9 protein-coding genes are annotated in these 14733 nt (G+C 42.4%); 7 read left to right on the top strand and 2 right to left on the bottom strand.

What is annotated here, in order from left to right; all coding sequences use genetic code 11:
• Window positions 1–3 precede the first annotated feature (3 nt).
• The 7 genes from J7E57_RS22965 (at window position 4) to J7E57_RS22935 (ending at window position 11110) form a co-directional block, all read left to right on the top strand.
• On the top strand, window positions 4–1683 hold the full coding sequence (locus J7E57_RS22965) for a RagB/SusD family nutrient uptake outer membrane protein (RefSeq protein WP_215125702.1): 1680 nt from the start codon (window positions 4–6) through the stop codon (window positions 1681–1683).
• Complete coding sequence (locus J7E57_RS22960) at window positions 1683–3674, top strand: FAD-dependent oxidoreductase (protein WP_251030014.1); 1992 nt, start codon at window positions 1683–1685, stop codon at window positions 3672–3674. Before J7E57_RS22965 ends, J7E57_RS22960 begins: the two co-directional genes overlap by 1 nt.
• A 410-nt stretch (window positions 3675–4084) precedes the next feature.
• Entirely contained in the window at window positions 4085–4693 is a 609-nt protein-coding gene (locus J7E57_RS22955) for a TetR/AcrR family transcriptional regulator (protein ID WP_215125703.1), read from the top strand.
• Window positions 4694–4737: 44 nt separating this feature from the next.
• Window positions 4738–6111 (top strand): TolC family protein, encoded by a 1374-nt coding sequence (locus tag J7E57_RS22950; RefSeq protein ID WP_215125704.1) that lies wholly within the window; start codon window positions 4738–4740, stop codon window positions 6109–6111.
• A 5-nt stretch (window positions 6112–6116) separates the two neighbouring features.
• Window positions 6117–7163, top strand: a complete 1047-nt coding sequence (locus J7E57_RS22945; RefSeq protein WP_215125705.1) for an efflux RND transporter periplasmic adaptor subunit — start codon at window positions 6117–6119, stop codon at window positions 7161–7163.
• Between the two features lie 10 nt (window positions 7164–7173).
• A complete protein-coding gene (locus J7E57_RS22940; protein WP_215125706.1) occupies window positions 7174–10227 on the top strand; it encodes an efflux RND transporter permease subunit in 3054 nt (1017 codons plus the stop codon).
• A 109-nt stretch (window positions 10228–10336) separates the two neighbouring features.
• Window positions 10337–11110, top strand: a complete 774-nt coding sequence (locus J7E57_RS22935) for an SDR family NAD(P)-dependent oxidoreductase (protein ID WP_215125707.1) — start codon at window positions 10337–10339, stop codon at window positions 11108–11110.
• A gap of 375 nt (window positions 11111–11485) precedes the next feature.
• Here the strand turns inward: J7E57_RS22935 and J7E57_RS22930 are convergent, their stop codons facing one another.
• Both J7E57_RS22930 and J7E57_RS22925 read right to left on the bottom strand, forming a co-directional pair.
• A complete protein-coding gene (locus tag J7E57_RS22930) occupies window positions 11486–13309 on the bottom strand; it encodes a glycoside hydrolase family 2 protein (protein ID WP_215125708.1) in 1824 nt (607 codons plus the stop codon).
• Window positions 13310–13668: 359 nt separating this feature from the next.
• Window positions 13669–14643, bottom strand: a complete 975-nt coding sequence (locus J7E57_RS22925) for a glycoside hydrolase family 5 protein (protein WP_215125709.1) — start codon at window positions 14641–14643, stop codon at window positions 13669–13671.
• Between the last annotated feature and the right edge of the window lie 90 nt (window positions 14644–14733).

The raw sequence follows: 14733 nt of genomic DNA, 5'->3' as shown, positions 1-14733 counted from the left end.
CAGATGAAAACTAAAATATACCATTTAATGCTTGTGCTTTTATGCACAGCTCTATTATCCTGTCAAAAGGATTACCTGGATAAAAGCCCTTTAAGCGGCCCTTCTGATGAATCGTTTTTCAGCAACCAGGATGAACTGATATTGGCTGTGAACGGCCTGTACCGCTATGCAAGTTATGCCCCTTTAGATAATATGCCCCTTAACTTGCTTACCGACAATGGTACCGATATCGGTTGGGACCGGAACAACAGCGCATTGCAGAGTCTGGGCAAGGGCAACCAGGATAGCAATAACGGTTTTTCCTTAAGCGTATGGACAGAGGGCTACAAAGTAATTGCTAAGTGTAATTTCATTTTAGACAATATTGACAAAGTAAAAGATAAAGCCACCACTGCCATCTACAACAGGAGTAAAGCTGAAGCACGTTTTATGCGCGCCTACACTTACCAGTACCTCATTGATTATTTTGGGAGCGTACCATTGGTTACCAGGGTGTTGACACTCGAAGACTCACAACTACCTAAAACGCCAAAGGCTGAGGTGCTGAGCTTTGTGCTCAGAGAACTGACTGAATCAGCTGCTGATCTTCCTGTTAGCTATGGCGCTGCAGATGTGGGAAGGGCAACAAGGGGTACCGCGCTGGCGATTAAAGCAAGAGCTGCCCTGAACAATGAGCGATGGGCAGATGCTGCAGAAGCTGCAAAAGCGGTTATGGACCTGAAAATTTATAGCCTGCACAATAATTTCGGCACACTGTTTTCTTACGCCGGACAAAACTCACCTGAGATCATATGGGCTTTTCAATACCTGAAGGCATCAAAAACAAAAATGCATTCCACCCCTAACAACCTGTTGTCTCGCAATGGATTGGGTTTTACCAATAAAGTACCGTCCCAGTCCCTGGTAGATGCCTATCCATGTACAGACGGACTCAATATTGACAAGTCTCCCCTCTACGACCCTACATCCCCATATAAAAACAGAGATCCCCGGCTTGGCTTTACCATAGCAGTTCCAGGCTCTATATTTTACAACTACCAGTTTGAAACACACCGGGACAGCGTAAAATGCTGGAACTACAATACCACCCCAGCTACGCGTGTAGATAACCAGGATGCACTTAATGCCTTCGCCACTTTTACCGGTTACTGCTGGAAAAAATATGTCGATCTGGAAGATAAGGCCGATCGGACAAATTCAGAGCTCAATGTGATCCAGATCAGATACGCAGAGATACTGTTGATTTATGCGGAAGCTAAAAATGAACTCGGACAGCTTGACCAGTCTGTATACGACGCCATAAACCTGGTAAGAACCCGGCCTAGTGTTAACATGCCAGCCATCACTACGGGAAAAACAATGGTAGAGTTCAGGAGTCTGGTCCGTAAAGAACGGATGTATGAGCTTGCAATGGAAGGGTTCAGGATTTCTGATCTGCGCAGGTGGAAAATTGCTGATAAGGCGATGACCGGAAACTTTTATGGCAGGGTACAAAAAGGCTTATTGGTATCGGCACCACAGATTGATGTAAATGGCCTGGCCGATTACAGTGCTGTACCAAACCGGGCAGAACTTAGGGTGATCGAAGTCCGTGTTTTCGATACCGGGCGGGATTACCTTTGGCCGCTTCCGAATATAGAGATCGTTACCAATCCAAAACTCATTCAAAATCCCAAATACTAATGATGAAAAATATCCTTATATACATTTTACTCGCAATCATATGCCCTTTAACAGGTCTTAAAGCACAAAGTGCATTGTATAAAAACTATGACATCTGCATTTATGGGGGGACCTCTTCAGGCGTTATAGCGGCTTACACCGCCGCCAGATCGGGAAAATCCGTTCTCTTGATCGAGCCTGGAAAAAACCTGGGCGGTATGAGCTCTGGGGGGCTGGGCCTTACAGATATTGGAAATAAATATGCCATCAGCGGCCTTGCCCTCGATTTTTACCGAAGGATAGGCAAACATTACGGCAAGTTTGAGCAATGGATCTTTGAACCCCATGTGGCCGAAAACCTCTTTAACGAGTACATCAAAAAAGCGAAAGTGCCTGTCCTCTACGAAAACCGGATTACTGGGGTAGAAAAAAAAGGGACCCTGATAACAGCCATCACGCTGGAAAATCCGGCAAAAAAGAAAGTGGGCACCGTAAAGGCCAAAGTCTTTATTGACTGCTCCTATGAGGGAGATCTGATGGCTAAAGCAGGGGTATCCTATAAGGTGGGGCGCGAAGCAAACAGCACTTACAACGAAACCTTCAATGGTGTACAGCTGATGAACGGGCATCAGCTTCCAGACGGCGTAGACCCTTATAAAGTTAAAGGCGATCCGTCCAGCAGACTGCTTTGGGGAATTAGTCCCAGAAAACTTATTGACAAAGGCAGTGGAGATAAAAAGGTACAGGCCTATAATTTCAGGATCTGCCTCACCAATAACCCAGCTAATATGATCCCGATTACCGAGCCTGAAGATTATGTTCCCGAACGTTATGAACTACTCATCAGACAGATGGAAAAAAGAAACTGGAAAACCCTACAGGATGTTTTTATCTGGAGCGGGATGCCCAATCAAAAGACAGATATCAACAATAGAAATGGATTTTCAACCGACATGATCGGGATGAACTGGGAATATCCTGATGCAGATTATTTAAAACGCGAACAGATCTGGAAAGCCCATATAGCTTACACAAAAGGACTGCTTTATTTTGTTGGCCACGATACCCGCGTTCCAGAGCATATCCGAAAAGAGATCAGTCAATGGGGATATCCTAAGGATGAATATACAAATAACGGTAATTGGTCTCATCAGCTCTACGTGAGGGAAGCAAGAAGAATGGTTGGTACCCTTGTAATGACCCAGCACCATTGCCAGGGCAAGGAAGTTGTATCCGATGGGATCGGAATGGCAGCCTACACCATGGATTCGCACAACTGCGATAGGCTTATTGTAAATGGCATGGTCAAAAATGAGGGCAATGTAGAAGAAGGCGGATTTGGTCCATACCCCATTTCCTACCGGGCAATCATACCAAAGGAAAGTGAAGCTTCAAATCTCATTGTTCCAGTATGTCTTTCTGCTACACACATTGCTTATGGTTCTATCCGGATGGAACCGGTTTTTATGGTACTTGGACAATCTTCGGCGATGGCCGCTGTTCAGGCGATAGACCATAAACTTTCCGTGCAAAAAATCGATGTAGGCCGTTTGCAGCAGCAACTAAAAAATGATCCCTTGGCCGATGGAAGTACTCCCGACATCCTCATTGACAATAACAATACGGATAAAGTACAGATAAAAGGCAACTGGACGGTGCAAAAAAAAGGTGGTTATGGTCCTGATTATTTTGAGGCTTCACAGGACGCAGACACCACAAGATCTGTACGTTATAGCCCCGGACTAGCTACAAACGGAACATATGATGTTTATACCTACTATCCGAAAGCCGGATCGCCAGATATAGAGACAGTTGTTAAAATATTTGATGGCAAAGGCTACAAAACCATTTTGATAAAAAGTGCCGATGTTAAAGTGCTTGGTCAAACTTCGGGCGAATGGGTGAGCCTTGGCAAATATTCATTTTCGGGCAGTAACAGGCCATATATCGAAATCAAATCGAACGGAACAAAAGCAGTTGCAGATGCTGTGCTATTGGTTCCTTCTCCTTAGGGATTCAGTTCAAAGTAATATTAAGAATGATAATACAAATTATCATTCTTAATTCCTGTAAAGGCTTATTACGGCCAAGAATATCCCATATGTAGAACCGGCATCAAAATAATAAGAAGTTAATCTTCGAATTTGGTAGTTGGATTATTATTGCTAGCGTATTATAGATAACATCTTCAAAACCCAATATACCACAACCTGAAATGGTGGTTTGAATTTCTTTAAATGAAAGAGAAGGTAATACGGAGAAGCAAAATCATCAAAATTAAGTAAACTATACAATCATTTAAAAAAACATTTGTTTTATTGAACACCGTTCAATACATTTGTATCGTCAATTAAAATGAGAAGTTGCAAATGAAAAAGTTATTTCCTAAATCCGGTTTATATCTTTACAAATTATTTTAGCCATGGGCATTACAGAAAGAAAGCAAAGAGAGAAGCAAGAAATGAGACAGCGCATATTAAATGGTGCTAGAAAAGTATTTCTTCAGAACGGCTATGAGCAGACCAGTATGCGCAACATTGCCAGTGAGATCAGCTATAGTGCAGGGGTGATTTATTTCCATTTTAAGGATAAAGGTGAAATCTTCCATGAACTCCATAAAGAAGGGTTTAGCCTACTTCTTAGACAACTTCGGGTGCTGGATTCGGTTATCGATCCATTTGAACGCCTGAAAGCCTCTGGACGTGCATTCATCCGGTTTGCCCAGGAGAATAAAGATTATTACAACCTGATGTTTCTGGTGGAAGAACCATTAAAAAATTCAGAAGAAAGCGGTTTCCAGATTGCAAAAGAAGCAATAAAATACCTACATGACTTGGTCTTGGGATGCCAACAGGCTGGCCGCTTTAAAGACATGGATCCAGAGTATCTTACATTTATGATCCTATCTGCTACCCATGGCATCTGCGCTCTTTTCTGTAAGGACAGAACTATGAGTTTCGAACACAAGACCAACAAGGAACTTATGGAGAATGGATATGCAAGTTTTGTTGCTTTATTGGAAAAGGGCTAACCTTTTTTTTATTTTATTATTGAACACTGTTTAAATTTATTACAATGATTAATTACATTAGAAAACTACCCACTGCTTACCGACTGACCGTCTTACAGCTCTCAGTCATCTTGCTCCCATTGGGGCTAAGTGCCCAAAACCGTTTGAACGACTATATCTCACAGGGGCTAGCGTCAAACCAGAGCATCAGGGAGCAAAACTTCCTTTTGAAAAAGAACATCTATGCCCTACAAGAGGCAAAAAGCATGTTCCTGCCCAGCGTAACTTTTTCTACGACTTATACGAAAGCCGACGGAGGCAGAACAATTGATTTTCCTACAGGTGATCTTTTTAATGCCGCCTACGCTACATTGAACCAGCTCACTGGAAGCAATTCCTTTCCTCAGCTTGAAAACCAAAGTATACTGCTCAATCCCGATAACTTCTACGATGCCAAGTTCCGAACCAGTCTTCCCATCCTGAACGCTGAACTGGTATATAACAAAAGGATCAAAGCACAACAGGTAGACCTTCAAAAGGCGGAAATAATGATGTATAAACGTGAACTGGTCAAAGAAATCAAGACGGCATATTACAACTATCTTAAAACCACCAATGCAATAAGGATCTATCAATCCTTTCTGAAACTGCTCGAAGAAGGTGAAAGGGTAAACCGGAAACTCTTCGAGAACAACAAGATCAACCGTACGGCTGTGATCCGCAGCCAGAACGAGGTATCAAAAATAAACGCATCACTTACCGCTGCTCAAAAAACAGAAGAATCTGCCCGTTATTATTTCAATTTTCTTTTGAACAGGCCATTAACGGACCCCATTCTGGCCGACGATGTTCCATTGCTGCCTGCCCAGGATAATTTATTGCTTAATGATGTGAATGGCCGCGAGGAACTGGCGAAGCTTGAGATTGCCAAAGGAATAAATAAAAACCTTACCGGCCTTGCCAAATCTTATCTCATACCTAAAGTTGGTACTTCGCTCGATCTGGGTTCTCAGTCCTTTGACTGGAAGTTTAACCAGAAAAGCAGATATTATCTATTGGGCGTTTCATTGGAATGGAACCTGTTTTCCTCAGGAAGGAACAGTTATAAGATAAAACAGGCTATTGCCAGTGAACAGGCTGTGTCGGCGCAGACCAATCATGTAACCCAGCAACTACTTACCGAACTGAACGTGCGCAGGGCTAACCTGCAAAGTGCTTCAGCTCAGTACCGGGCGGCCCAATCACAATTAAAAACCAGTCAGACCTATTATAATGACATGACCAAGCTATATAAAGAGGGAATGGCCATTTATATAGAACTACTTGATGCCCAGAACCAATGGGTAGATGCCCAGCTTCAATCCAACATTGCGCTATTCGACACCTGGATATCCCTTACCGCTATCGAACGTGCCAACGCTAGTTTCAACATACAATAAATATCATGAACAAGACACAACTCACACTTATCGCGCTTACATCACTATTGTTTGCCTGCAAAGAAAAACCTAAAAATACAAATCCCCTTGGCCAGCCAGATATCATTTCTGTAAAGGTTGCGCCCCTTTCCTCTTTTGGGGTAACAAATTCCATTCAGGTTACTGGACTGGTAGGCACTGAAAATGAAGCGAATTATTCCTTCAAAATTGGTGGAGTAATTAGTCGCATCCTGGTAGATGAGGGACAATTTTTTGAAAAGGGGCAATTGCTGGCCACCTTGAACACCACCGAGATTGCAGCCGGTCTGGCCCAAGCAGATCTTGGTGTAGATAAGGCCGCTCGCGACTATGCCAGGGCGGTAAACCTTTACAAAGACAGCGTATTTACGCTGGAACAGCTGCAGAATACCAAAACGGCATTGGATGTTGCAAAAAAAACAAGTGAGGCAACCGCCTTCAATCAGCGTTATGCCAGAATCTACGCGGCCTCTGATGGTTTTGTAACCAAAAAGGTTGCCAGTGTAGGCGAAGTGATTGGCGGCGGAATGCCGGTGCTGATGACGGGCTCAACCCAAAAAACTGACAGCTACCTGTTAAAGGTTGGGGTAACCGACCTGGAGTGGGCAGGAATCAGTGCAGGGCAACAGGCGGTTGTTTATCTTGATGGTTATCCCGAACAGCCATTCCAGGCAACGGTACTGCGTAAACTTCAATCGGCTGATGCCGCTATCGGATCTTTTCAGGTAGAGCTGAAGCTCCGGATGGGCAATCTGAAACCTGCAATTGGCATGTTCGGGAAGGCGGCAATCGAAACCAATGCTTCAGAAAACAAGACTGTGATCCCATTCAGTGCCCTTGTAGAGGCAGATGGGGAGACGGGTTACATCTTTACCCCTAAGGGTACAAACAGCGTTAGAAAAGTGCCTGTAACCATCCTGAAGTTTGACAATAAAAATGTTTACCTAAAAGATAAACTGGAAGGAATAGATCGCATAGTTATTTCTAATAGTGCCTACCTCAACGAACAGTCCACCGTAAAAATTATCAAATAAAAACCACGAGATGAAAATTACAAATTTTGCTGTAAAGAACTACCAGTTTACCCTGATCATATTTGTGCTTGTGGCAGTGGTGGGATTGCTTACGCTCTTTACCATGCCCCGCTCGGAGGATCCTACTACCCACCCTCCGCAATATCTGGTAACCGTAATCTACCCTGGCACCAGTCCGAAGGATATGGAAGAACAAGTGGTAAAGCCCATAGAAAATAAGATCTATGGCCTGGAGAACATCGATAAGATCCTTACCACGGTTGAAGATGGTGTAGCAGCGATACAGATCAAGTTCAAGTATGGGGTAGATGTGGATAACAAATACCAGGAAATATCAACGGAAATCAATGCGTTGAAAAACGGTGAACTTCCAAAGGACATTTATCAGATCAAAACCGAAAAAATTGCCTCGTCAGATGTAAAGATTATTCAGGTTGCGCTGATTTCAAACACCGCTTCGTCCAAAACATTGCGCGACAATGCAGACAAATTGAAGACCCAGCTGGAAAAGATCACCAATCTGAGAGAGGTGAAGTACACCGGGATGCCAGAGCAGGAAATCCGCATCGACATGCAACTCGATAAACTGGCCCAGCTAAAAATACCATTGAACCTGGTTATAGGCAGTCTGCAAAGTGAGGCGGCCGACATTCCAGGAGGAAGTATTAATATAGATAGTAAGGTCTTTAATGTAAAAACCAGTGGCAAGTTTAAAAATGTTGAAGATGTGGCCAATACGATCATTTATAATTCCAACGGAAAAATCATATACCTGAAGGACGTGGCCCATGTTAGCTATATGGACGGCACCATTAACCACATTACCAGGATCAATGGACAACGCTGTATATTGGTTACCTCTTCGATGAAGAACAACGTGGATATCAGTCAGGTTAAGAAAGAGTACACTCCCGTATTGGAACAATTTTCTCAAACCTTGCCTCAGAACATTAAAATGGTTAAAAATTTTGACCAGGCAGATATGGTATCAAAGCGGCTTGGGCACCTGGGCTTTGATTTTGGATTGGCCATACTATTGGTGGTGGTTACCCTGTTGCCTTTGGGCTTCAGACCATCACTGATCGTGATGATTTCCATTCCACTCTCACTGGCCCTTGGTCTTATTGCAATGAATCTTTTAGGCTTCTCACTCAACCAACTCAGTATTGTCGGGCTTGTGGTAGCATTGGGGCTATTGGTTGATGATAGTATCGTTGTTGTAGAGAATATAGAAAGGTGGTTAAGGGAAGGCCATTCCAGAAAGGATGCCATTTTAAAGGGTACCAAGCAGATTGGGGCAGCTGTTGTAGGCTGTACCGCAACGCTTGTGATTGCATTTTTACCATTGGCTTTTCTGCCTGATATGGCTGGAGAATTTATCCGAAGCCTACCTATGGCCATTATTACCAGTGTACTGGCCTCTATGATCGTGGCGCTTACACTCGTGCCTTTTATCGGCAGCAAGATCCTGAAAACCCATACCCATGGGGAAGGAAATTATTTCTTAAAAAAATTGCAGGGCTTTTTGACTTGGTCGTATCGTGGTATTATGCCATTGGCGCTAAAGTGGCCAAAGGTAACCATTAGTATTTCCATTGCATTAAGCGTATTGGCCTTTTTACTCTTCCCACTGGCAGGATTTAAACTTTTTCCAACCTCAGAAAAGCCGATGTTTCTGATCAATATTAAAATGCCGCTACAGGCAAATATCCCAGAAAGCGATAGCGCCGCAAAGCTGGTGGAAATGGAACTGAAAAAGCATAAGGAAATCGTTTACTACACCTCAAATGTAGGAAAAGGTAATCCACAGATCTATTACAACGTGCATCAGCAGGATATAAAACCGGATTTCGCACAGATTTTTGTGCAATTGGAAGAAGAGACAAGCCCAAATAACAAAACTGAGCTGATCAAAACGCTTAGAAGCAAATTCACTGATTTCCCCTATGCAAAAATAGAGGTGAAGGATTTTGAACAGGGTACACCGATAGAGGCGAATATTGTGGTTAGGGTTTTTGGAGAGAATCAGGATACCCTGCGATTGCTCTCGTTCAAAGTGGAGGAGCTGTTACGTAAACATCCAGGTACTTTTTTCGTCAACAATGAACTCAATGCCTATAAGTCAGATGTAAAGATCAAGATTGATAAGGCAAAGGCACGGACATTGGGCGTACTGACCAGTGACATTGACAAGGTGATCAGGTTGGCTGTTGCCGGACTGACTGTTGGGGATTACATTGATGACAGGGGTGATTCGAGGAATGTGGTAATCACCATTCCACGTAATAAGTTTTCAAATCTAAATGCATTGAAGAACCTTTATGTGAACAATATCCAGGGTGCACCAATTCAGATCGATCAGATTGCAACCATTGGGCTGGAAACCTCTCCAACTGCAATTAACCATTTCAATAAATCACGGTTTGCAAAGGTTACCTCCCTCACCAAGGATAATGTTTTGGCAAATGATATCCTCAAGGATATTGTGCCCGAACTTAACAAATTAAAAATGCCTAAGGGCTATTATTATAAACTGTCTGGGGAGGCAGAATCGGAAGGTGATGCGCTGGGCGGAAATTTCCTTTCAGTGATCATTCTGAGTACTTTTCTGTTTATCGCTGTGCTGCTGCTACAGTTTAAGACATTTAAGGGGATCATTATCGTTTTGTCAATTATTCCATTAGGCGTTTTAGGCGGGGTGATTTTTCTGCTGATGACAGGAAACCCGATGTCGCTGGTATCGATCATCGGTTTCATTGGTTTATCGGGCATACAGGTAAAGAATTCGTTGTTACTGGTTGATTTTACCAACCAATTGCGGGAAGATGGAAAAAGTATAGATGAGGCGATCCATATTGCCGGGGAAACCAGGTTCCTACCTGTTGTACTCACCTCTATTACAGCCATTTGTGGTCTCATCCCGATTGCCATGAATCCCAATCCGCAGATAGCGCCACTTGCCATTGTACTGATTGGGGGGCTGATCAGCTCTACCATATTATCAAGGATCGTTACCCCGGTAATGTACAAGCTTATACCTCCACAATTGCACGAAAAGATATGATATGTCAAAATAGATGGGAAGACTTGTTTCTGGAATTGAGACTGTTCTTGATTAACCTGGTTAACCGCATACTTAAAAATTAAAATTACTCACATAAATTTTACTAAAGATGAAAGAATACATATTAATTACCGGTGCTTCCTCAGGAATTGGCTACGAAATGGCGAATGAATTGGCGGCTAAAGGGTTAAACCTGATATTGGTTGCCCGTACCGAAGCTAAATTACAGCAAATCCAATCAGAATTAATAAATAAGTATGGCATTCTGGTTCAATATTTCGCTACAGATCTTTCTGATGTGAATGCAGCTAAAAACCTTTACCAAAAGGTGAAAGATGAAAACCTATCAGTGACCCATCTGGTAAATAATGCTGGTGTTGGCAATTATGGCAATTTTACTGAAACGCCATTGGAAGAAGAATTGAGTATGATTCAATTAAATATTTCCAGTTCGGTTGTATTGACTAAACTTTTTGCACAAGATATGGTCAGCCGAAAATCTGGCCGGATTATGAACATAGCATCGGTGGTAGCATTTTTACCGATGCCTTATTTTTCTGTGTATTCTGCCACCAAGGCTTTTGTAAAGGCATTTAGTGAAACACTCGCTGCCGAACTGGAAGGTACCGGAGTTACCGTTTCGTCTCTTTATCCTGGTACTGTGGATACTGGATTTACCACACCTGAGATGCAAGCTACCAACCTTCATAAAACCAGGCCAATGGCTCCCAGAGAAGTAGCAATACAGGGTGTAAAGCATCTGTTAGAAGGGAGTGGGAAAAAAGTAGTTGGTTTTCAAAACTGGTTTAACGCTAAACTTCCCAATTTTGTTCCTGATGGTATTATGATGAAGATTAAAAAAGGGCTGGCAAGTCAGAGATGAAAATAGTTTATAGATGATAATAAAATAAAACTATAAAATCACTCATAATCATCAATTTAACACACTGAAAATCAAGCAAAAAAGATGATTTTAACCAACCAACAGTATCAAAAATTAAAGTATTAGTCAGTATTAAATAACATTCCGTTCTTTTTAAAGAAAAAGGCACTTCACTTTTTGAGGTGCTTTTCTACATTAAAATATCATGCAAATTCAATCTAACATTCTCAAGAAGATTCTTTGTCTTTAGCATTCTTCTATATTTATTTCCTACCGGTGGTTATGGATTAATATTAATTCCTATCAGTTATATCTTCCTAACAGTAAAAATGCAATTCTTTATCAATAATCCAATAACCCATCCTGTCATGTATTCTAGTGTCCTCCCAGAGCATTTAACCTTTTTCCCTCAGCTATCACTGCCCTGTTTATTTCATTTACCCTCTTAATATCCATTTTTTCAACCGCACGGTCATAGGTCAGCAATCCGTTAACCTCATGCTCCACATCGGTTGTCTGGGTGTAAACCGCTACACTAAGGCCTTTGTACTTCATCAGCTGTTCAACCTGGCTCATCAGCAGTACATACCTATCCGTCAACGCAGCACTGGTGGGTTCATAGGCATATGCATTGTTTTCCACAGGCCACATGTGCCCCCTAACAAAAAGCCCCACACCGCCAAACTCCCCCAAAGATGCCGCCCTTTTATCGTCCGGCCTAGAGGCATCATAAGGGCCTATATAAATATGGGTATCCACAAAGTCTCCATTACCTGGATCACCGGCTGCTTTCTGATAACCGGGATTGTTGTTAAATCCCGAATTTCCATTTACCAGTCGTGAAGGATCGTAATTTTTTACCCAGTCCGTAATCGCCGGTACATCGAAAGCACCCCAGTTCTCATTAAAGGGTACCCAGGCAATAATTGAGGGTGAGTTGTAATGTTCATCCATTACCGCCTTGAGCTCCTTACGAAAAACGGAGCGTACTTTTGCGGTATCCTCATTCTGGTACCAGATTGCGGGCATGTCCTGCCAAAGCAGCACGCCCAGTTTATCTGCCCAATAGTAAAAACGTTTCGGCTCGGTTTTCATATGTTTGCGGATGAGGTTGAAGCCTGCCTTTTTTGTAAATTCCAGATCAGATTTCAGTGCCTCCTCGGTGGGAGCGGTCAGAATTCCATCTGGCCAATAGCCCTGATCGAGAAGACCAACTTGCATGATGAACTTTCCGTTCAACAGCGGACGCATCACACCAGACACCTTGCCCAACTTGATGTCGCGCATACCGAAGTAGCTCTTTAGCTCATCAACGGTTTCACCGTTCTGATCTTTGAGCGTGATTTTAAGATCATAAAGAAAAGGTTCATCGGGAGACCATAACTTTGGATTTGGGATGGGCAGATAAAAAGCCTTTCCGTTACTTCCCTGCGCCTGGGATACGATCTTATTGCCATCAAGTGCTACCGCGGATACCATAGAGGAATTTGCATCGACAGTTACCTTGAGCCTGTTATTTTCCAGATCGGGCAATAGCCTGATATTTTTGATGTGAGCTGCCCCCACCGGTTCAAGCCATACGCTCTGCCAGATACCCGAGCTGAAGGTATAATCTCCCCGTGGTCCATTTTTACCCGAAGGCATTCTGCCGTCATTGGAATCGTGAGCGGCAACAATTAACTCATTACGCCCAGATTTTAGCAATGGGGTGATATCCAGCGAAAAGGCATCATAGCCACCCGCATGAGACCCTGCCTTTTTTCCGTTAACGAAAATAGTTGCATCATGATCGACAGCCTCAAAATTGATTAAAATATTTTTACCCTTCCAGTTCTGGGGGATTTCGAAACGCCTGCGGTACCACATGTTAACCTCCTGATTGCGCTCAATACCTGAGATCACCGATTCAGGGCAGTATGGAACAAGTATCTGTTCTGGTTTTCCATCAAATGCAATCGGCATTTTCGGATTGAATGCATTAAGTTTATTTTTTCCACCGATATAATCCCATTTACCGTTTAACGACTTCCATTCTCCGCGTACCATCTGGGGCCGGGGATAATCGGGAAAAGGATTTTGGGCCGCCATCGCCTGCTCAGTCCACTTAGTTGGTAGTTTTGCAGTCTGGGCGCAAACATTTTCACCATATACCTGCAACAGTATTATCAGGAATAGGATTGGTAAACCTCTATTTTTCATATTATCTGGAGATTAAGGATCTTTGGTTCTAAGATACTAATATATTATTTTTCGTTCATCTAAATCGATTTATTATATAAAAAACACACCAACAAGCACCTTTTTATTATGAAAATTTTTTGAATGGATTATAAAGTTCATTCCACCTAAAGCCATGGCCATAACATAAAAGAATAGGGAATCATGACGTTCCTTTATGAACTGGTTAAATAGCTTTACTTCGATTCAAGTGATATCAATATAATCAGAGAAATGCTCACAATCACAAGGCGAAATTGCTGCTTATCTGATGCAATAATTTCTGTTTGCGTGGAATTTTTCAGGAATGGGCTTATCTATTTAAGCCAGGAAACATGATATTATTTGTTCAGCTTCCGGAGCTTCGCCCTAATGTATTTTCCTGCCGGACTAAGCATTTCAGGCTTCCATTTTCCTTTTGGAGATGCACCAGGCATTAACAGTGCAGTTGTTTCTTTTTTATCGGTAATATTCCAGTTTGCCCAGCTCAGTTTGTTTTTCTCCATCCAAGAAAACCATTTATTGGTTTTACTGGTATCGAATATACCATCGCCATTAGCCTCGCCCACACCCCACTCTGTTACAAAAATGGGCAGACCAGCAGAAATTGCATTATCGGCCCGCCTCATTAAAACTTCTTGATGGCTTGGTTCAGACGCATAAAAATGAAAAGAATAAGCAATGTTGCTGAATCCTTTGATTGGATCTTTGGCAACCACATCTATATCCTGGTCCCAATGCGGGCTACCAACAACAATTACATTTTCAGCATCGTATTTCCTGATCTCGGCAATTACCTGCACGGCATAATCCTTAACGGTTTGCCATGCTATTTTTTCTGGCTCATTAAATATCTCATAAATAATATTCGGTTTCCCGGTGTACCTTTTGGCCATTTTTGCAAAAAACATTTTTGATTGATCCAGATGCTCATCCGCATGGTGATCGTGCCAGTCAATCAGTACATACAGATTTTTCTTAATGGCAGCATCGATTGTCTCGGTTATGAGCTTTTCCTGTCCAAGGGGATTCTGCAGATAACCATTATCTGGCTGAACCGCCATAGACACACGCAATAAATTGATATTAAAATCAGATGTAAGCCAGTTTACAACATCTTGGTTATAATACTTTTTGCCTCCCCAGATGCTCCATGACAAACTTACACCACGCAGCTGTGGCTCAATATTTTTACGGTTTAAGATTTTTCCATCAACAACTTTTAAGGCGCCGTTCCGCTCCACCCAGTTTACGCTTTGTGCAAAGACAATGATGGTGGAAAAGGCGAAAACTGAAAGTAACAAAACTCTTTTCATAAGGAAATTTATTTAATAAGGTACATTGACGGTGTTTTATCGGTAAAAAGCATAAAACCATTATCTAAACTGTTCTCGTGGCTATCTTTG

Source organism: Pedobacter sp. ISL-64 (assembly GCF_018613605.1).
In the GTDB taxonomy this organism is placed as follows: Bacteria; Bacteroidota; Bacteroidia; order Sphingobacteriales; family Sphingobacteriaceae; genus Pedobacter.
The sequence above is the reverse complement of the archived record's forward strand: the minus strand, read 5'-3'. Positions and strand labels throughout refer to the sequence as shown.

Coding starts and splice junctions, on each gene's coding strand:
- J7E57_RS22965 (WP_215125702.1), top strand. CDS start 4: ATGAAAACTAAAATATACCATTTAATGCTTGTGCTTTTATGCACAGCT.
- J7E57_RS22960 (WP_251030014.1), top strand. CDS start 1,683: ATGATGAAAAATATCCTTATATACATTTTACTCGCAATCATATGCCCT.
- J7E57_RS22955 (WP_215125703.1), top strand. CDS start 4,085: ATGGGCATTACAGAAAGAAAGCAAAGAGAGAAGCAAGAAATGAGACAG.
- J7E57_RS22950 (WP_215125704.1), top strand. CDS start 4,738: ATGATTAATTACATTAGAAAACTACCCACTGCTTACCGACTGACCGTC.
- J7E57_RS22945 (WP_215125705.1), top strand. CDS start 6,117: ATGAACAAGACACAACTCACACTTATCGCGCTTACATCACTATTGTTT.
- J7E57_RS22940 (WP_215125706.1), top strand. CDS start 7,174: ATGAAAATTACAAATTTTGCTGTAAAGAACTACCAGTTTACCCTGATC.
- J7E57_RS22935 (WP_215125707.1), top strand. CDS start 10,337: ATGAAAGAATACATATTAATTACCGGTGCTTCCTCAGGAATTGGCTAC.
- J7E57_RS22930 (WP_215125708.1), bottom strand. CDS start 13,309: ATGAAAAATAGAGGTTTACCAATCCTATTCCTGATAATACTGTTGCAG.
- J7E57_RS22925 (WP_215125709.1), bottom strand. CDS start 14,643: ATGAAAAGAGTTTTGTTACTTTCAGTTTTCGCCTTTTCCACCATCATT.